The 18188-nt window shown below is 54.4% G+C and carries 18 protein-coding genes; 12 read left to right on the top strand and 6 right to left on the bottom strand.

Annotation, left to right across the window (positions count from 1 at the left end):
• Window positions 1-2 precede the first annotated feature (2 nt).
• Window positions 3-1280: a TRAP transporter large permease gene (locus CSC3H3_RS21850; protein WP_101268747.1), complete on the top strand. Its 1278-nt coding sequence runs from the start codon at window positions 3-5 to the stop codon at window positions 1278-1280.
• A 75-nt stretch (window positions 1281-1355) separates the two neighbouring features.
• Here CSC3H3_RS21850 and CSC3H3_RS21845 read toward each other — a convergent pair whose 3' ends face one another.
• Entirely contained in the window at window positions 1356-2249 is an 894-nt protein-coding gene (locus CSC3H3_RS21845; protein WP_101268749.1) for a LysR family transcriptional regulator, read from the bottom strand.
• Between the two features lie 134 nt (window positions 2250-2383).
• Between CSC3H3_RS21845 and CSC3H3_RS21840 the strand changes: the two genes are divergently transcribed.
• The 4 genes from CSC3H3_RS21840 to CSC3H3_RS21825 all read left to right on the top strand — a co-directional run bounded on the left by CSC3H3_RS21840 (window position 2384) and on the right by CSC3H3_RS21825 (window position 6830).
• Complete coding sequence (locus CSC3H3_RS21840; RefSeq protein ID WP_101286526.1) at window positions 2384-3673, top strand: TRAP transporter large permease; 1290 nt, start codon at window positions 2384-2386, stop codon at window positions 3671-3673.
• Window positions 3674-3712: 39 nt separating this feature from the next.
• Window positions 3713-4711 (top strand): TRAP transporter substrate-binding protein, encoded by a 999-nt coding sequence (locus CSC3H3_RS21835; RefSeq protein WP_101286525.1) that lies wholly within the window; start codon window positions 3713-3715, stop codon window positions 4709-4711.
• A 16-nt stretch (window positions 4712-4727) separates the two neighbouring features.
• The gene (locus CSC3H3_RS21830) at window positions 4728-5282 is read left to right on the top strand and encodes a TRAP transporter small permease (protein ID WP_245881435.1); all 555 of its coding nucleotides are present in this window, start codon (window positions 4728-4730) and stop codon (window positions 5280-5282) included.
• Window positions 5283-5387: 105 nt separating this feature from the next.
• Window positions 5388-6830: an N-acyl-D-amino-acid deacylase family protein gene (locus CSC3H3_RS21825; protein ID WP_101286524.1), complete on the top strand. Its 1443-nt coding sequence runs from the start codon at window positions 5388-5390 to the stop codon at window positions 6828-6830.
• Between the two features lie 76 nt (window positions 6831-6906).
• Here CSC3H3_RS21825 and CSC3H3_RS21820 read toward each other — a convergent pair whose 3' ends face one another.
• Window positions 6907-7917: a fumarylacetoacetate hydrolase family protein gene (locus tag CSC3H3_RS21820; RefSeq protein ID WP_101286523.1), complete on the bottom strand. Its 1011-nt coding sequence runs from the start codon at window positions 7915-7917 to the stop codon at window positions 6907-6909.
• A 69-nt stretch (window positions 7918-7986) separates the two neighbouring features.
• The gene (gene hmgA, locus CSC3H3_RS21815; protein WP_101286522.1) at window positions 7987-9360 is read right to left on the bottom strand and encodes a homogentisate 1,2-dioxygenase; all 1374 of its coding nucleotides are present in this window, start codon (window positions 9358-9360) and stop codon (window positions 7987-7989) included.
• 79 nt (window positions 9361-9439) lie between these two features.
• Here hmgA and CSC3H3_RS21810 point away from each other — a divergent pair, with 79 nt between their 5' ends.
• Complete coding sequence (locus CSC3H3_RS21810; protein WP_101286521.1) at window positions 9440-9868, top strand: MarR family winged helix-turn-helix transcriptional regulator; 429 nt, start codon at window positions 9440-9442, stop codon at window positions 9866-9868.
• Window positions 9869-9888: 20 nt separating this feature from the next.
• Here the strand turns inward: CSC3H3_RS21810 and CSC3H3_RS21805 are convergent, their stop codons facing one another.
• Window positions 9889-10716, bottom strand: coding sequence for an IclR family transcriptional regulator (locus CSC3H3_RS21805; RefSeq protein ID WP_245881434.1), 828 nt, complete (start codon window positions 10714-10716; stop codon window positions 9889-9891).
• A gap of 212 nt (window positions 10717-10928) precedes the next feature.
• Here CSC3H3_RS21805 and maiA point away from each other — a divergent pair, with 212 nt between their 5' ends.
• From maiA to CSC3H3_RS21780, 5 genes are all read left to right on the top strand, one after another.
• Window positions 10929-11567, top strand: a complete 639-nt coding sequence (gene maiA / locus CSC3H3_RS21800; RefSeq protein ID WP_101286519.1) for a maleylacetoacetate isomerase — start codon at window positions 10929-10931, stop codon at window positions 11565-11567.
• A 92-nt stretch (window positions 11568-11659) separates the two neighbouring features.
• Window positions 11660-12718 (top strand): TRAP transporter substrate-binding protein, encoded by a 1059-nt coding sequence (locus CSC3H3_RS21795; RefSeq protein WP_101286518.1) that lies wholly within the window; start codon window positions 11660-11662, stop codon window positions 12716-12718.
• Complete coding sequence (locus CSC3H3_RS21790; RefSeq protein WP_101286517.1) at window positions 12715-13251, top strand: TRAP transporter small permease; 537 nt, start codon at window positions 12715-12717, stop codon at window positions 13249-13251. Before CSC3H3_RS21795 ends, CSC3H3_RS21790 begins: the two co-directional genes overlap by 4 nt.
• Window positions 13251-14561, top strand: coding sequence for a TRAP transporter large permease (locus tag CSC3H3_RS21785; protein ID WP_101286516.1), 1311 nt, complete (start codon window positions 13251-13253; stop codon window positions 14559-14561). The genes CSC3H3_RS21790 and CSC3H3_RS21785 overlap by 1 nt, the downstream gene beginning before the upstream one ends.
• Before the next feature lie 82 nt (window positions 14562-14643).
• Entirely contained in the window at window positions 14644-15093 is a 450-nt protein-coding gene (locus CSC3H3_RS21780; RefSeq protein ID WP_101286515.1) for a GNAT family N-acetyltransferase, read from the top strand.
• An 87-nt stretch (window positions 15094-15180) separates the two neighbouring features.
• Here CSC3H3_RS21780 and hppD read toward each other — a convergent pair whose 3' ends face one another.
• A complete protein-coding gene (gene hppD, locus CSC3H3_RS21775; RefSeq protein ID WP_101268776.1) occupies window positions 15181-16293 on the bottom strand; it encodes a 4-hydroxyphenylpyruvate dioxygenase in 1113 nt (370 codons plus the stop codon).
• A gap of 143 nt (window positions 16294-16436) precedes the next feature.
• Here hppD and CSC3H3_RS21770 point away from each other — a divergent pair, with 143 nt between their 5' ends.
• Window positions 16437-16901, top strand: a complete 465-nt coding sequence (locus CSC3H3_RS21770; protein WP_101268778.1) for an Lrp/AsnC family transcriptional regulator — start codon at window positions 16437-16439, stop codon at window positions 16899-16901.
• 67 nt (window positions 16902-16968) lie between these two features.
• On the opposite strand, the gene CSC3H3_RS21765 is transcribed toward CSC3H3_RS21770, so the two are convergent.
• Window positions 16969-18099 carry a Gfo/Idh/MocA family protein gene (locus tag CSC3H3_RS21765; RefSeq protein WP_101268779.1) on the bottom strand — a complete coding sequence of 377 codons (1131 nt, stop codon included), beginning with the start codon at window positions 18097-18099 and terminating at the stop codon, window positions 16969-16971.
• Window positions 18100-18188: the final 89 nt, after the last annotated feature.

Genomic DNA, 18188 nt, shown 5'->3' with positions numbered 1-18188 from the left:
CCATGCTTCTGATCGGTTCCATCTTTCTGTTTTTCCTGATCATTGGTGCCCCGGTGGCCTTTGCCATTGGCCTGTCAGGTTTTGCATTTTTCGCCACATCCGACATCATGCCGCTGTCGATTGGCGTGCAAAAAATTGCTGCGGTTTCGCAAAGCTTTCCGCTGCTCGCCGTGCCGTTTTTTGTACTGGCCGGGCATTTAATGAATGAAAGCGGCATTACCGACCGGCTGTTTCGCTTTTCCAACATTGCCGTATCCTGGATGGCGGGGGGCCTTGCACAGGTTTCGATCATTCTTTCAACCCTGATGGGTGGCATTTCCGGCTCTGCCGTTGCCGATGCAGCGATGGAAGCCCGCGTTATCGGCCCGAAAATGATCGAAAATGGCTATTCCAAGGGGTTCTCGGCAGCCGTCATCGCGCTTAGCTCGCTGATCACGGCGACCATCCCGCCCTCAATCGGGCTGATCCTGTATGGCTATGTTGGCAATGTGTCGATCGGGCGGCTGTTTCTGGCGGGTATTATTCCCGGCGTCTTGATGATGATCGTGCTGATGGTCACGGCCTATATCATTGCCAAAAAACGCAATTACGTTGCCAAGGATGCCCGCAAACCTACCTTTCGCGAACTTGCCGTTGCCTTCTGGGATGCAAAATGGGCGCTGCTGTTTCCGGTTCTGCTGATCATCACCATCCGCGGGGGCCTTTTCACCCCGTCCGAGGTAGGCTCCTTCGCCGTCGTTTATGCGGTTCTGGTCGGGATGTTCAGCCACCGCGAACTGGATTTTGCCGATATCAAACGTGCATTGGCCGATGCCATTTCCGATCTTGGCATGATCATGCTGATCATTCTGATGTCGGGCATGGTGGGCTTTGCCATTACCTTCCTGCAAATTCCGCAATCGGTTTCGGGTGCGCTTCTGGCCGGGCTTAGCAACCCGACAGCAATTGTTGCCACCATTCTGGTTATTCTGTTTGTGGCTGGCCTGTTTGTGGAAAGCACGGTGCTGGTTTTGCTGCTAACCCCGATTTTCGTGCCCATTATCAAACAGCTTGGTGTTGACCCGGTCCATTTCGGTATCCTGATGATGACCCTTGTCACCCTGGGTTCCATGACCCCGCCTGTTGGCGTTGCCATGTATACGGTTTGCGCCATCATGAATGTGCGGGTCGAACATTACGTCAAGGAAAGCCTGCCTTTCCTTGCAGCCATCCTCGCCCTTGTCTTTGCCCTGCTGATGCTGCCGGATCTTGTCCTGTTTTTACCAAGGCTGGCATTCTGATCATCAGATTGTTTCTGCCCTCAATACCAAACCCCTGCTGGATGACCCGGCAGGGGTTTATGTTTGATAGATGTTTTATCTTTCTGCCAGCAACTTGCGCAATGCATCGGAAAACAGGCGAATGGCATTGCGGTTCCCCGTTGATGGCAAACTTACCGCCCAGATATCAAACCGGATATCAGCAGCAAGGTCGATGCAAACAATGCCGGTTTGCTGTAGGGACCGGGCGGTAAATTCATCAACAATGGCACAACGTTTCAAGGTCTGTGCCATGGGGGGCACAGCCTCCAGCGAATTGCAGGTTACCGCCCCTGCCATGCTAAGCCCCCGCAGGCGAAGGGCTTCTTCCAGCACGTTGCCAATCGGACCGCGTGCCGTGGTATCGACCATTGGATAAACAAAAACCTGTTCAAGCGTCACCTGCCGCTTTTGCGCAAGCGGGTTATCACGCGGCACCACCGCCATTAATTTTCCACGCCCCAGCAGCGTAAATTCCTCGTCCCGAACAGGGACACGACCCGCCATAATCCCCAGATCAATCAACCCTGCATGAAGCAATTCCAACTGATGGGCTGACTTGCTGATATCCACGATCAGACGCAGTTGCGGCATTTTCTGCATCAGGCTGGCACAGGCCTGCGGCACAAAATGGTTCATCAACAGGCCAATCGACATGACCGATAGCTTGCCACCCACACCTTTTTTAAGGGCGTCAATCCGCCCTTCAAGCTGGCCGATACCATCCTGCAGAAACCGGCTTTCGCTATAAATCGCATCGGCATCTGCTGTTTGCAGGATACGGCCCCGTTCAAGGACAAATAATGTCAGGCCGGATGCGGCTTCAAAGTCGCGCAAATGCTTGCTGACCGTTGGCTGGGATAGGCCAAGCGCACGGGCTGCGGCACTAATCGAATTCCGCTCGTAAACCTCGCAAAACACCTGCAATCGCTGAAGCGTTATTCCACGCATGAAGCCCCTCACCGCTATTATGTCTTCCTTTCATCCATAGCATATTACTATGGATGAAATAAAAGTTTTCTATTTCCCTGCCTGTGCAATCGGCTCACTCTTGCTGATAATAAAAAACACACAGGGGAATTAGGATGCAGGCGGTATTTCTGTTTATCCTGATCGGAGCGGGGCTTTTATCTGGCGCGGCGATTGCGTATGTCATCGGTGCCGCTTCCATCTTGACTTTCATTCTGGGCGACCAGGCAAACTTCATGGCGGCCCTGCCGCAACGTCTGTTCAGCCAGCTTGACGTATTTGCCTTTCTGGCGATGCCGTTATTCATTTTTGCTGGCGATTTGATGAACCGAGGTGGCATTGCATCGGCATTGATCGATTTTTCCATGTCGCTGTTAGGGCGCCTGCGCGGCGGGCTGGGACATGTCAATATTCTGACCAGTGTATTCTTTGCCGGGGTGTCAGGATCGGCCGTTTCCGATGCGGCAGCCCTTGGCAATTCGCTGGTGCCGGAAATGCAAAGGCGCGGCTATTCGCTTGATTATGCCGTTGCCATTACCGGCGCATCATCAATTATCGGGCCGATCATCCCACCCTCAAGCATCCTTATTTTTTATGGCGCACTGATGAATACATCGGTTGCAGCGCTGTTTGCAGCCGGTGTTGTCCCTGGTCTTTTGCTGGCCGCCATGCTGATGGTGATGAATGCCTTTTATGCTTGGCGCGACGATCATCCCGGCGGCGCGGGAAGCCAGGCTGATATCCCGCCCATTGGCAAATCATTCATGCGCGCCCTGCCTGCCATGACCCTGCCGGTCATTATTCTGGGCGGCACCCTGTTTGGCGTAATGACCCCGGCAGAAGCTGCGGCCGTTGCCGTTGCTGCCGCACTGGTTATCGGCCTGGCCTATCGCGAACTGGACCGCGAAGCCATTCGCCAAAGCGCGATCCGCACGGCAGTAATGTTAGGTGCGCTTTTCATTATTTTATGTGCGATTTCAACGTTTTCCTACATCGCCGCACTTGACCGCCTGCCCCAGGCAATTGCCGCACAAATCACGGCCTTGGGCCTTGGCCCCTTACAATATCTGATGCTGGTCAATGTCGTATTTTTGATCGCGGGTATGGCCATGGATGTTAAGGCCGCCGTTGCCCTGTTTGCACCCATCTTTGTGCCCGTGGCGCTGGCAATGGGGATTGATCCCGTTCATCTGGGCATCGTCATCTGCTTCAACATTTCAACCGGGCTTTTATCACCCCCGATTGGTGGTGTCCTGCTGATCCTGGCAACGACCTGTAACATCAATTACTGGCGCCTGATCCGGGCAACACTGCCGTTCTTCTTTGCCGAGGTCGCACTTCTCATTGTGCTGACATTCTTCCCGGCCATCTCACTGGCTTTGCCGCACGCCCTGGGGCTTAGCTGATAACAAACAAAAAGGGCACCACAGAGGAGTTCACGTAACATGACGCTATCGAAGTCGGGCAGAAAACTTGCCTCCCTTGCCATTCTGTTATCCACATCCGTTATCACGCCGGCCTTTGCCACCGAGGTCAAAATCGCCATGAACGGCACCGATGACCCGGTCACCAATGCCGAAGCCGCCTTTGTTCACGGCTTTGCCGATGCGCTTGAAGGCACCGATTTCAAGGCGGTTGTGTTCCCGTCCGATACGCTGGGCAGCGAAAAGGAACGGTTTGATACCACAGCACAGGGCCTGATTGAAATTGACCTTGCAACCGTTTCAACCGGCGTCGGTATGAGCCCGCTTTTGAAAGGTGTTTTGTTACCGTTCCTGTTTAAAGACAGCGACGAATTCGACGCCGTTATTGCTAAAAGCGACCTGCTTGAACAAATGAACAAGCCACTGCTTGAAAATGGCGTTCGCCTTGCGGGATTCAACTATATTGGCGTTGGCATTGGCATTCATAACAGCCAGCATGCCGTTACCAAGATGGCCGACTTAAAAGGATTGCGCCTGCGTGCGCTTAACCCGGAACAGCTTGAATATGAAGAGGCCCTTGGCGCCAGCGGCACCATTATCGCCTGGTCGGAAGTTGCCAATGCAATACAGGTCGGCATTGCCGATGGGTACCTTAACCCGCCAAATTCATCGCTGCGCACCGGGCACACGGCGTTTCTGGTGCATTTCACCCCTGCCAATATTTCACCTTCAACCCGTGCCGTTTTTGTTGCCAACGACTGGTATGAAACCCTATCGGCCGATGAAAAAGCCCAGATTGACAAGGCACTGGATGCGGGCATTGCCGCCAACCGTGCCTGGCTGACCGACTGGAGCACCAAGGTCATGGCCCGCATGAAAGAGGCTGGCGTCACCATTTCCCAGCTGGAACCCGGTGAACGCGAAAAGATGGTCGAAGCCACCGCGCCGACATGGAAAACCATCATGGCACCAGATGCTTTGCAAAAATATCTCGACGCACTCAAGACCGTAAAAAACTAGGCAGGAGACGGCGACGGTGAACACGATCCGAAAAACAGCCCTGAATATCAGCCATGGTCTGGACCGGATGGCGGGCTTTATTGCCATCATCGCGCTTGCGGTGCTGGTAGGGGCCGTTCTGTTGCAGGTTGTTGCGCGTTATCTGTTTGCCTCGCCGCCATCCTGGACAGAAGAACTGGCCCGTTATGCCATGATCTGGGCCGGGTTGATTGGCGCCACCATGAGCTTCAAGCGACGCTTTGACCCGGCCCTTTTCGCCAGTGATGGCAGCAGCAACAAAATGATGGCCGTCCTTACGGGCACCATCCAGTCTGCTGTCGTCATCATCTATCTGACACCGATTTTATGGTTCTGCTTTTTTGGGCCGGGCAACAACCCGGCACGCGGTTTTTTGCTGCGCCATAGCCGAACCATGACCGACACCCTTGGTTTTTCAACAATCTGGGTCGCCATTGCCGTGCCGATCATGATCGTGATTATCCTGATCCACGTTCTTGCGCGATGGGCAGGTGATGACAATGAAACAGCAAGATCTGTGACACCTGCGTCACCCGACAGCGCTGACACTTAAACCTGCGCCGAACAAACTGGCATCCCATGGGATCTGCCCATTGCGGGCACCTGAAGGCATGCCTGAACAACAATAAAAACCACAAGACTTCTGGAGTTTCCACCGATGCAAGCTGACGTTATTTTTCGCAATGCCAATATAATCGATGGCACCGGCAGCCCGGCCTTTACGGGTGATGTTGCCATTCTGGATGACCGGATTACCGGCATTGGTGATTTGGGCACCGACCATGGCGGTCGCGAGATTGACTGCCACGGCCATACGCTTGCACCCGGTTTTATTGACCCCCATGTCCATCACGACGAGGCCCTGTTAACCGACCCCGGCATGGATTGTATGCTGAGCCAGGGTGTCACAACGATCATTGCGGGGAATTGCGGTTTTTCCATCGCCCCGCTTACCGCAACGATGAAAGATCTGCCCCAACCACTGGGCATGATCCTGACATCCAGCCGCCCGCGATTTGCCCGCTTTGCCGATTACCGCAATCAATTGCGCCAAACCCCAGCTGCGGTAAATTCTGCCTGCCTGATCGGGCATGGCACCTTGCGGATCAACGAAGTTGCCGATCTTGGCCGCCCGGCAGACGCAAGCGAGCTTAAGGCAATGCAAACTTCGCTGGATCAGGCCCTTGATGAAGGCGGCATCGGGGTTTCCACGGGCCTGTTTTACCCGCCCGCGCGCGCTGCCACCACCGAAGAAGCCATTGCAATGGCCCGCATTGCCAAATCGCATGGCAAACTTTACGTCACCCATATGCGTGATGAAGGCGACCACGGCATTGATGCCTTAAAGGAAACCTTTGAAATCGGGCAGGAATCCTGTTGTGGCGTCCATGTCAGCCATCATAAATGTGCGGGCCTTGCCAATCATGGGCAGTCGGAAATAACGCTTTCGATGTTTCGCGATGCAATGCGCCAGCATGATGTCAGCCTTGACACAACACCCTGGACGGCATCCTCGACCATGCTGAATTCCGGCCGCCATCGCCAGGCCACGCGGGTAATTGTTGCTGATTCCATACCATATCCCCAAATGGCCGGCCGGGACCTGGCCGATATCGCCCGGGAATGGAATACCGACCTTGATACGGCGATGGAACGTTTGCTGCCCGCAACCGGCATTTTCTTTATCATGGATGAAAGTGACGTCAGGCGCATTCTGTCGTTTGAACATACCATCATCTGTTCGGATGGCATTGCGCGCGGCGATCATTCCCATCCGCGTGTCTGGGGGACTTTCCCCCGGGTTTTGGGCCATTATGTGCGCGATGTCGGGTTATTTTCGCTGGAAGAAGCCATCAAACGCATGACATCGATGCCCGCGCAACGATTTGGCCTTAAGGATCGCGGGCTTATCCGCAAAGGGGCCTTTGCCGATCTGGTCCTGTTTGACCCGGCAACAATTCAATCTGGTGCAACCTATGAAAAACCCAAAACACCTGCCTATGGCATCAAAAGTGTTTGGGTAAATGGCCGCGAAAGCTGGGCTGATGGCAAAAATGTCGGCAACCGTGCTGGTATGTTGCTGGACCGCGATGTTAGTTGATTTGCATTAAATAAGGCCCCTGCCTTGGATGATGACAGGGGCCAAAGCATTCGAAAAAGCAGGAAGAATAAGCCGCTTATCCGTTATATTTTTCAACCGTCTGGTCGATGGTGCCAAAGATGGAATTGCCGCTGGCATCGCACATTTCAATTTTGACGCGATCGCCAAAGCGCATGAAAGGTGTGGTAGGTTTGCCATCGCGGATGGTTTCAATCATGCGGATTTCGGCAATGCAGGAATAACCCGCCCCGCCATCGGCCACCGGTTTGCCCGGTTCACCGTCCAGTTTATTTGAAACCGTGCCCGAACCCACAATGCTGCCCGCACTTAACGGGCGGGTTTTGGCCGCATGGGCAACAAGCTGGCCGAAATCAAACGTCATATCGATGCCCGCATTGGCCCGGCCAAAGGGTTTGCCATTCAAATCCACATTCAGGGGCAAATGCACCTTGCCACCGTCCCAGGCATCGCCCAGTTCATCGGGCGTGATGGCAACCGGCGAAAAGGCCGATGACGGCTTGGACTGGAAAAAACCAAATCCCTTTGCCAGTTCCGCCGGGATCAAACCACGCAGGGACACATCATTGACCAGCATGATCAGGCGGATGGCCTTGCGGGCTTCTTCAGGGGTGGCACCCATGGCGACATCATCGGTAATCACCGCGACCTCGCCTTCCATATCAATCCCCCAGGCTTCATCGCCCAGCACAATCGGGTCCTGCGGGGCAAGGAAGCTGTCTGATCCGCCCTGATACATCAGGGGATCAGTCCAGAAACTTTCTGGGATTTCCGCCCCACGCGCCTTGCGCACCAGTTCGACATGATTAACGTATGCCGAACCATCCGCCCATTGAAAGGCACGCGGCAGCGGCGAATGGGCTTTTGCCTGGTCAAACGCATCGCCAAAGGATGCATCAGCTTCCAGCTTTGCGGTCACATCTGCCAGTTTGCCTTGCATCGATGCCCAGTTATCAAGGGCATATTGCAGGGTTGGCACCCCATCAATTGGGGCGCAGCGGCCAAGGTCGCGTGATACCACGACCAGTTTTCCATCACGGCTGCCGTCTTTCAGGGTGGCGAGTTTCATGGGTCCTGTCTCCTTGCCGGGTATGTCCGGTCTTTATTTGAAATCATATTTCCAATAGTAAAATTTGGCCTAGTCCTGGCGGCCTTCAGGCGTGCCATCAAAGCGGCGTTCAAGGCCCTGCCAGCAATCCTGGTAATCATCCTGCAAGCCAGGCAGTTCGGCGGCAAATCGGGTCAGTTGCTGTGGCAGGCGGGTTTCAAACATGAACGCCATCGTGCCCTCCAGCTTGACCGGTTTAAGCTCGCTTTCCGATGCCTTGGTGAAGCCTTCGGTATCGGGGCCATGCGCCAGCATCATGTTATGCAGGCTCATGCCGCCTGGCACAAAGCCCTGTTCCTTGGCGTCATACTGGCCTTCGATCAGGCCCATAAACTCGCTCATGATGTTGCGATGATACCAAGGCGGACGGAAGGTATTTTCCGCCACCATCCAGCGCGGCGGGAAAATGACAAAATCGATATTCGCCGTACCGACCTCGCCCGACGGGGCCGTCAGCACCGTAAAAATCGACGGATCGGGATGATCAAACAGGATCGCGCCAACTGGCGAAAATGTGCGCAAATCATATTTGAACGGCGTGTAATTGCCGTGCCAGCCAACAACATCAAGCGGCGAATGGCCGATTTCGGTGGCGTGGAATTGCCCGCACCATTTAACCAATACCCGGCAGGGTGTTTCCTTGTCTTCATAGGCAGCAACGGGTGTTTTGAAATCACGCGGATTGGCAAGGCAGTTGGCACCAATCGGCCCGCGTTCGGGCAGGGTGAATTTGGCACCGTAATTTTCACAAACATAACCACGCGCACCGCCATCCGGCCCGGCCGAAATGATGGATACCTTAAACATCATGCCACGCGGAATAAGGGCAACTTCCAGCGGGGCGACATCCATAATGCCCAGTTCGGTAAAGATGCGCAGCGTGCCAATTTGCGGCACCACCAGCAGTTCGGCATCGGCATTAAAGAAGTAATCATCAACCATGTCGGTGTTGCAGACATAAACATGGCTGGCCATGCCCGCCTGCCCCATCGCATCACCCGCCGTGGTGATGGTGCGCATACCGGCAATAAAATCGGTCGCAGCCGATGGCATTTCAACCGGGTCCCAGCGCAACTGGCCCAGTGCCAGGCTGTGATCATCCAGGCAGGGGGCAGTTTTCCAATGAGGAAAATCGCGTTTTTCAAACTTGCCATTATGGCGCACGCTGGGGCGAATGCGATACAGCCAGGACCGTTCATTGGTGCCGCGCGGCGCGGTAAAGGGCGAGCCTGAAAGCTGTTCGGCATACAGGCCATAGCTGCATTTTTGCGGGCTGTTTTGCCCCTGTGGCAAAACGCCGGGCAGGCATTCGGTTTCGAAATCATTGCCAAAGCCCGACATATATTGCAATGCGCCCGCCTTTTCTTCCGGGTTCTTTTTTGCAGAAACAATGTGATCGGCCATTGTCTTCTCCCTAACATTATTTGATATAGTTACAGACGTAACTATAATTTTTGTAACTATCAAACAGCGATCAAACGTGATGACAGAAAAATTTGACCTGCATGGTTTCCTGCCCTTTGTGCTGCATCACACCAGCGAAAAGGTCAGTTTCGGTTTTCGCGATATTTACCGCGACAGATACCGCATGACCCGGTCGGAATGGCGGGTGCTGGCAACGCTGGGCCAGTATGGCCCGCAAACCGCAACCGACATTGGCACCCGCACCGGCCTGCATAAAACCAAGGTTTCACGCGCCGTCACCTCGATCGAGGCACGCCGCTGGCTTAAACGCCAGCAGGACGAAACCGACCGCCGTATTGCGTTGATCACGCTGACCAAACAGGGCGAAAGCGCCTTTGCATCCCTGAAAGAGGCCGGCATTACCTATAACCAGAAGGTCCGTGCCCATCTTGGCGAGCGGGATTTTGATACGCTGATTGACCTCCTTGCCAAGCTTGAAAACATGTGACGGTAAACGCCAACGAACAGTTATGACGTAGCGCGTTCGCGCCCGCCCCAATCATGGTTGAACCGGGCGATTTCGCGCAAAAACGCCTCGAATGGCGGGTAGCCCGGCTGGAAATAATTGGCCTTGGGGTTCATCAGGGTGACACAGCAGGCAACCGAACCATCGAGGTTAAAAACCGGCGCACTGATGGCTGAAAGGCCCGGCACAATGTCGCCTTCAATCACGGCGGCACCGCGGGCCTGGGTTTCGGTGATCAGCCCGGCGACCTTTTGATCATCCCAATGCAGGATTTCCTGCTCGGCGTGAATGACATGTTCAATCGCCGAACGGGGCATGGTCGCCAAAAAGGCCTGCCCGGTGGCCGAACGCAACAGCGGCATCACCGTGCCCAGCCCCATGGTTGAAATCACCGGCGGCCCGCCATGTTCGGTGCGAATAAGGACCGGGCCACGTTCGCCCCAAATGGCAAGATGCCCCGATGAACGCCATTCAAGCGCAAGTGCGCGCAAAAGCCGCCCCGCCCGCATCACCACATCATTGCGTTCAATCGCCGAAAGCCCCATGCGCAACGCCATCGGCCCCAACCCATACAACCCCGACTGGTCGTCCTGATAGGCAAGACCGATGCGCGCCAGACTGGTGAGGTAGCGGTGCACCTTGGCCGCGGACATGCCAACGGCCGCCGCCAGGTCCTTGAGCGGGACGGGATATTGAAAATCGCACAATGCCGAAATGATGCGCCCGCCCACCTCGATGGACTGAATGCCCTTGCGGGTATCGCCGGTTTCTTCGCCCGCCAGATCAATCACGGTGGGGTCATTGGGGGTGATGGGCTGCGTTGTGGTCACGATGACAAAAAGCCTGTTAAAATTTCATATTGCGTAATTCATTATATATAGCATAATTCCAATCTGAAAGAGGAAATCGCGTATCGGGATGCAAGCACACCAAATCCACCGCCTGCGCGGGTGGGGTTGCCAAATGTCGGAAATGCGATTTTCTCGTGCGGAGTGGGCGAAAAGCCAACGCAGCCAAGGCCACATTAAAAAAAGAGCCAGGGATGAAACTGAACGACCTAACCTTTTACGATTATTTCCGGTCATCGGCGTCGTATCGTGTGCGCATTGCCCTGAATTTAAAGGGATTGCAGCCCGAAACCGTCACCACGATCGACCTTCGCACCGGCGAACAGGCAGCAAGCCCCTATAAGGCGGTCGAGCCATCGGGGCTGGTGCCGTCTTTTCAGTTTGGTGGTAAAACATTTGGCCAGTCCCTGGCGCTGATTGAATGGCTGGACGTTAAATACCCCACCCCACGCCTGATCCCGCAGGATGCACTGGCAGCACTTGGGGTACGTGAAATCGCCCATACCATTGCGTGTGATATTCACCCGTTAAATAACCTGCGCATTTTAAAATATATCACCGGCACGCTGGGCGCATCGGAAGATGAAAAGCTGGACTGGTATCATCACTGGATCAAAACCGGGTTTGATACACTTGAGGCACTCATTGCACCACATCGCGATGAAGGCCCGTTCTGCCTGGGCAAACAGGCAACGCTGGCTGACGTTTGCCTGGTGCCACAGGTTTACAATGCCCGCCGGTTTGATGTGGACCTTGCCGCCTACCCGGCAATTTGCGCCGTCGATGCCCATTGCCAAAGCCTGCCTGCCTTTGGTGCCGCCGCACCGGAATAATCCAACATCAAATACCCGTCATTTGGGGAGGTTGCGAAACGGGCCACATGGCCACGCCCGCAACCACACAGAAAATCAACAGGGAGAGAACAATGAAACGTCTGAGTTTGCGTAAAACCGTGATCGGCCTTTTGGCCGGTGCAACGGCGCTGGCGGGTGCCACCTGCGCCAATGCCGCCGACATTACCCTTAAAATCAGCCATTACCTGCCGCCCAGCCATGGCTTTCAGAAGGACTTTCTGGAACCCTGGGCAAAGCAGCTGGAAGAAAAAACCAATGGCAAGGTCGAGGTCAAAATTTATGACGCGACATCAGCCTTTGGTAAAATTGACCGCCAGGCCGACCAGGTCAAAGCCGGTGTTATCGACATGGCCGTTGGCCTGAACGGTATTCCGCGTGACCGTTATCCGGCCGCTTCCATCGTTGAAATGCCGTTCTTGGTGAAATATGCCGATTCAGGGTCGGAAACCCTGTGGAACCTTTATAAGGAAGGCATGCTGGGCAGCGATTATCAGGGCTTCAAGGTTCTGGCGCTGTTTACCCACGAAGGCGGGCTGATCCATACGCTGGATAAACCGGTGCGCGCACTTGACGATTTGAAAGGCCTGCGCCTGCGCACGCCAAGCCCCGCGGTTTCAGCCATGCTGGAATCCTATGGTGCGTCGCCGGTTGGTTTGCCGCCATCGGCCATTTATGAAAACCTGCAAAAGGGCAATATCGATGGTCTGGTCACCACCTGGGACCTGGTCAATGCGGTGAAAGCCAACGAACTTTTGAAATACCATACCGATGCCGGGGCCTATGTTGCCGGTTTTTACTTCCTGATGAACCAGAAGAAATTTGATTCCCTGCCCGCCGATGTGCAAAAGGCAATTGATGAAATTTCCGGCGATCCGCTGGTCGCGAAATTTGGCGACTGGTGGGATAAATGGGAAGCCGCCGGCAAGGCCGACGCCGAAAAGCACGGCAATGAAATCATCCAGATTGATGATAAAACCCGTGCCGAATGGAAAGATGCCGTTCAGCCCATGATCAAGGATTATCTGGATGGTTTGAAATCCAAGGGGGTTAAAGACCCCGAAGCGATTTACAAACGCGCCCAGGAACTGGTCGCCAAATTTGACGCCAAATATCACGCAGATGGCAAATGAACCAGCCCCGCGACATACATGATGAACCGCAGCTTCGTGCTGCGGTTCGCCGCCTTGATGGCGCGATGACGCGCATCACCGATATTTTTGCCTTTGCTGGGATGGCCGCCCTGATTGGTGCGATTGCCGTGGTGGTGATTGATATTGTCTGGCGCCGGATTGGCGGGCAATCCTTTATCGGTGCGGTCGATTTAACGCAGTTTTGCGTGATGGCTGCGGCATCCTGGGCGATCCCCCATGCCTTTAGCACCGGGGCCCATGTGACGGTTGACCTGTTTGGCAAAAAGCATTTCCGCGCCTTTTTTACCGTTATTGATGCGTTGATCCCGCTTACAGGCGCGGCATTGATGGCGTTTCTTTTTTACCTTTCCTGGGAACGGGCGATGGAACAGCTCGCCTATGGTGATGTGTCGCAAAACCTTGCCATTCCGATGATTTTGTTCTGGGTGTTCCTGCTAAGTGGTCTGGCTCTTTCAGGGCTGGTTTGTTTTGTGAAATTTCTGAAATTTATCTTTACGGGCGAGACGATCTGATGGCGACGGAATGGGCCGGACTTATTGGTTTTGTAGTCGCCCTGGGGCTGGCATTGCTGCGGGTTCCTGTCGCGGTTGCAATGGCGCTGGTGGGCATTGGCGGCACCCTGCTGCTGATGGACTGGACATCGGCCAGCTATGTGATGGCAAGCCTGCCGTTTGAGGCGATTTTCCCCTATGGCCTGTCGGTCGTGCCCCTGTTTATTTTTATGGGGGTTTTTGCATCGCATTCGGGGTTATCGGGCAATCTGTTTCGCGGCATAACGGCCTTTGCCGGGCACCGGCGCGGGGGCCTTGCGGCATCAAGCGTTGGGGCCAGTGCCATTTTTGGCGCCATTTGCGGGTCATCCCTTGCCACCTGTGCCACCATGGGCCGGGTCGCATTGCCCGAAATGCAAAGCCGGGGCTATGCCAAAAGCCTGGCCGGGGCATCGATTGCGGCGGGTGGCACATTGGGCGTTTTGATCCCGCCATCCATTTTGCTGGTGATTTACGCGCTGATGACCGAACAGTCGATTGGCGCGTTATTTGCCGGTGCCATGATCCCAGGTGTTCTGGCAACGCTGCTTTATATCGCATCGATCCGCCTGCAGGTGATGCGCAACCCGGAACTGGCCCCGGTCAGTGACTATACCCCATGGTCGCAACGCTGGGGTGCGCTGTTGCGCATGTGGGATGCGATTGTTTTGATCCTGCTGGTGATTGGCGGCATTTATGCCGGCCTGTTTTCCCCGACCGAGGCGGCGGCCGTTGGTGCCGGTGGCGCGCTGTTATTTGCTGGTCTGCGCCGGAAATTGACATGGACGGTTTTGCGCAGCGGCATACGCGAAACCGCAGGCATGACCGGCATGATCTTTTTGATCCTGATTGGCGCGGCGCTTTTCAATTTCTTTATTGAAACCAGCGGGCTGACACAAACACTGGTCAACTGGATCACCAGCCAGGGTTTTTCACCGCTTGCGGTTCTGGTCTCGCTTCTGGTGTTTTATGTGGTTCTGGGCTGCTTCATGGATAGCCTTTCCATGATTTTGCTAACCGTTGTCCCGGCCTATAGCGTGATTACCGGAGTTGGTTATGACCCGGTCTGGTTTGGTGTTGTGCTGGTTTCGGTCGTGGAAATCGGCCTGATCACCCCGCCGATCGGCATGAACCTGTTTATCATTCAGGGTGTATCACCCGACATGAAAATCACCACCCTTTCACGCGGCATTCTGCCATTTCTGGCGGCCGATTTTATCCGCGTGATCCTTATGATCGCCATTCCCGGTCTGATCATGTGGTTGCCCCATACCCTGGGGCTGGGGGGCTGACACCCCGCATACCCCATAAAACCCGGTTGATTTACCCGCGCCACCATAAGAAATTCTGGTGGCGCAATTAACTGGAAACGCCATGATCCGCCCTGCCCGCCCCGCCGATGAACCCGCCATTCGTGCCTGTGCAATTGCCGCCTATCAGCGTTACATCGCCGTGATTGGCCGCAAACCCGCCCCCATGACCGCCGATTTCGTCGCCCAAATTACCGCCGGGCAGATTTATGTGGCGTGTGATGACAATGACCAGCCGGCAGGCTTCGTCGTTTTTTACCCCGATGATGCCATCGCCATGATGCTGAAAAACATTGCCGTGGCACCGGACCATGCCGGGCGCGGCATTGGCAAACGCCTGCTGGCCTTTTGCGAGGATACAGCCCGACAACAGGGCTTTTCCCATGTGCGGCTTTATACCAATGAAAAGATGACTGAAAATTTGGCGATTTATCCGCATCTTGGATATATCGAAACCGGCCGCCGAAACGAAGACGGCTTTAACCGCGTTTATTTTGAAAAAGCCCTGGCATGATAATCCCCAATACAATGCCACATAACAAAAGCCCGGATCGGCAATGCGACCCGGGCTTTTTGCTGCACGTTTCCCAAAATGGAATTTTTATTCGGCGGCATCGACCTTCAATACGCCACGGCGGATCTGGTCTTCTTCGATGCTTTCAAACAGTGCGCGGAAATTGCCTTCGCCAAAGCCCTCGTCACCTTTGCGCTGGATGAATTCAAAAAAGATCGGCCCGATCACGGTTTTCGAGAAAATTTGCAGCAGAATTTTCGTCATGCCGCCATTGATCACGCCTTCGCCATCGATCAGGATGCCGTGCTTTTTCATGCGTTCAATCGGTTCCTCATGGCCGTTCACACGGGCATAGGATTGCTCGTAATAAACCTCCGGCGGGCCGGGCATGAATTTAAGGTCATTAGCGGCCAGCTTGTCGGTCGCTTCGTAAATGCCATCGGTGCCAACGGCGATATGCTGGATGCCTTCGCCTTTGTACTTTTTAAGGTATTCCTCGATCTGGCTTTTATCGTCGGTGGATTCATTAAGCGGAATACGGATTTTACCACAGGGCGAGGTAATGGCCCGGCTGACAAGGCCGGTCATTTTCCCGGCGATATCAAAGAAATGGATCTGTTTGAAGTTGAACAGATTGCGGTAAAAATCCCACCATTTATCCATATTGCCGCGATAAACATTGTGGGTCAGATGGTCGAGGAAATAAAAACCAACGCCTTCCGGTTTCGGGTCGCGTTCGCCGATCCAGTCAAATTCGGCGTCATAGGCCGAACCGGTTTCACCATATTGATCGATGAAATAAATCAGCGAACCGCCAATGCCAACAATGGCCGGAACATCAAGGGTTTTATCATCGCCTTTATAAGGCTCCGCCCCGTTGGCAACGGCATGGTCAAAGGCATGTTTGGCATCGACCACACGCCATGCCATTGCCGGTGCGCACGGACCGTGCTTTTCCACAAATTTCATGCCATGTGATGCGGGTTCGGCATTAACGATATAATTGATATCACCCTGGCGCCAGACAGTGATGTTTTTGGTTTTGTGTTTGGCAACCGGCACATATCCCATGCGGTCAAAAAGCACGGCAAGCTTTTCGGGATCATCATGGGAAAATTCAACAAATTCAAAACCATCGGTGCCAGCAGGGTTATCTGCGCTGATGGTGGCGCGGGGGGCATCGTGCGGGAACGGACCCATGGGGAAGTCTCCTGATTTTGGATTTGTCTAATTATTAACTGCCCATAATCTTGCGCCCAATCGCGTACAATGTGCTTGCATTCTTGGGCCGTTTTGCCAAAATTTTACACGAAACACGCACCAATACATAAAATGGCGCACAAATGACGCATCTTGATAAAATGGACCTGAAACTGTTGGCCGAACTGCAAAAGGATGGCCGGCTGACCAATAATGAACTGTCTGAACGCATTGCGCTGTCACCCTCGCAATGTTCGCGACGGCGCACCCGGCTGGAGGCCGAAGGGTATATTTCCGGCTATCACGCCGCGATTGACCGTCAGAAACTGGGGCTGGGCCTGATGGTGGTGATTTCGGTAACGCTGGCCACGCACAACCGCGACAATGCCAAACGGTTCGGCGAATTGCTGGCCGATTTACCGGAAGTGCTAGAGGCCTATGCCCTGACCGGGGAAATGGATTACCACTTAAAAGTCGTCACCCGCGATTTGAACGACCTTTCGCGTTTTGTGAATGACGTGCTGCTACCCCATGATTCCGTCCAGCATGTAAAAACATCGATTGTGTTAAACGTGCTGAAGGATTTTGAAGGCTTGGCCGTGCAATGAATGTGCATGAAAACGCCAACGGGCGGCCATATTGACCGCCCGAAACAAAACATTCCCAAACAGGTGATCAGTCAAAATCGGCAAGTTTCACACGCCGGTCTTCGCGGGCAGATGTTGCCACCGCGTGGATGACCTTTTCAAATTCAAAGGCATCGTTGAAATTGGGATAGGCATCCTCGCCTTTGGCAAGCGCAGACAGGAAGGTGGCGCATTCAATAACCTTCAGGTCATTAAAGCCAAGCTGATGCCCCGCCGCCGGGCAGAAATTGCCATAAGGCGCGTGATGCGGGCTGGTGAGGATGGTTTTAAAGCCCTGTTCGGCCGGATTGCCGGAATTTTGGTAAAGCTGCAATTCGTTCATGCGTTCCTGGTCATAGCAGATCATGCCTTCGGTTCCGTGCACTTCCCAGGCCAGGCGGCTTTTGCGGCCCCAGGCAGAACGCGATGTTGAAATACTGCCCTGCACGCCCGATGCAAAACGGACAAGTGCGGTCGCCGTATCCTCATTTTCCACTGCGGCACTGCCCGTGCCATCGGAAAGCGGGCGGGTTTGATGCACGGTTTGCATATCCCCGACCAGATTATCAATCGGGCCAAGCAGGCCATAGGCCATGGAAACCAGATGGCAGCCCATATCACCCAGTGCGCCCAGCCCGGCATCGGCAAGGGTGCTACGCCAGGTCCAGGCAAGGTTGGGATCAGCCTGGTAATCTTCGTCCACCCAGCCCCGGAAATGAACAACCCGGCCAATCGCACCAGATTTGATGAGGCGACAAGCATGGGTAAAGGCCGGGTTATGGATATAATTATACCCAACCATGGTTTTTACCCCGGCCTTTGCCGCGGCATCGCGCATTTCGCGCGCCTGATCCAGCGTGAGGGCCAGCGGTTTTTCGCAATAAACATGCTTGCCCGCCGCAATGGCCGCCAGCGCCATTTCATGATGCAGCATATTGGGCGTGGTGATGGAAATGATATCAATCGCCGGGTCATTCAACAGGTCGCGCCAGTTATCGGTCGCGCGGGCAAAGCCGAACTGGTCGGCAAATTTTTCAGCCTTGTCAAAGGGTTGCTCGCATAACAGTTCCAGCCGCACATCGGGCACATCACCCATCACCGCCTTTGCCGAGCGATATGCCAGCGCATGCGCCTTGCCCATAAAACCGGTCCCGATCAGGCCGATGCCAATGCTGCTCATTTTCCTAGACTCCTCGCCCAAATAAAAATAGAATTTTTGTTCTATATTCTGGATGACCATGGAACATGTCATCCGTCAAGAAAAAACAA

It is taken from the genome of Thalassospira marina (assembly GCF_002844375.1).
GTDB lineage: Bacteria > Pseudomonadota > Alphaproteobacteria > Rhodospirillales > Thalassospiraceae > Thalassospira > Thalassospira marina.
The sequence above is the reverse complement of the archived record's forward strand: the minus strand, read 5'-3'. Positions and strand labels throughout refer to the sequence as shown.

Excerpts from the sequence above, each read along its gene's own strand:
- CSC3H3_RS21810 (WP_101286521.1), top strand. The coding sequence starts at position 9,440 with ATGACAGAAAAATTTGACCTGCATGGTTTCCTGCCCTTTGTGCTGCAT.
- CSC3H3_RS21770 (WP_101268778.1), top strand. The coding sequence starts at position 16,437 with ATGACGCATCTTGATAAAATGGACCTGAAACTGTTGGCCGAACTGCAA.
- CSC3H3_RS21795 (WP_101286518.1), top strand. The coding sequence starts at position 11,660 with ATGAAACGTCTGAGTTTGCGTAAAACCGTGATCGGCCTTTTGGCCGGT.
- CSC3H3_RS21825 (WP_101286524.1), top strand. The coding sequence starts at position 5,388 with ATGCAAGCTGACGTTATTTTTCGCAATGCCAATATAATCGATGGCACC.
- CSC3H3_RS21780 (WP_101286515.1), top strand. The coding sequence starts at position 14,644 with ATGATCCGCCCTGCCCGCCCCGCCGATGAACCCGCCATTCGTGCCTGT.
- CSC3H3_RS21790 (WP_101286517.1), top strand. The coding sequence starts at position 12,715 with ATGAACCAGCCCCGCGACATACATGATGAACCGCAGCTTCGTGCTGCG.
- CSC3H3_RS21765 (WP_101268779.1), bottom strand. The coding sequence starts at position 18,099 with ATGAGCAGCATTGGCATCGGCCTGATCGGGACCGGTTTTATGGGCAAG.
- CSC3H3_RS21850 (WP_101268747.1), top strand. The coding sequence starts at position 3 with ATGCTTCTGATCGGTTCCATCTTTCTGTTTTTCCTGATCATTGGTGCC.
- CSC3H3_RS21820 (WP_101286523.1), bottom strand. The coding sequence starts at position 7,917 with ATGAAACTCGCCACCCTGAAAGACGGCAGCCGTGATGGAAAACTGGTC.
- CSC3H3_RS21785 (WP_101286516.1), top strand. The coding sequence starts at position 13,251 with ATGGCGACGGAATGGGCCGGACTTATTGGTTTTGTAGTCGCCCTGGGG.
- CSC3H3_RS21845 (WP_101268749.1), bottom strand. The coding sequence starts at position 2,249 with ATGCGTGGAATAACGCTTCAGCGATTGCAGGTGTTTTGCGAGGTTTAC.
- CSC3H3_RS21835 (WP_101286525.1), top strand. The coding sequence starts at position 3,713 with ATGACGCTATCGAAGTCGGGCAGAAAACTTGCCTCCCTTGCCATTCTG.
- hmgA (WP_101286522.1), bottom strand. The coding sequence starts at position 9,360 with ATGGCCGATCACATTGTTTCTGCAAAAAAGAACCCGGAAGAAAAGGCG.
- hppD (WP_101268776.1), bottom strand. The coding sequence starts at position 16,293 with ATGGGTCCGTTCCCGCACGATGCCCCCCGCGCCACCATCAGCGCAGAT.
- maiA (WP_101286519.1), top strand. The coding sequence starts at position 10,929 with ATGAAACTGAACGACCTAACCTTTTACGATTATTTCCGGTCATCGGCG.
- CSC3H3_RS21840 (WP_101286526.1), top strand. The coding sequence starts at position 2,384 with ATGCAGGCGGTATTTCTGTTTATCCTGATCGGAGCGGGGCTTTTATCT.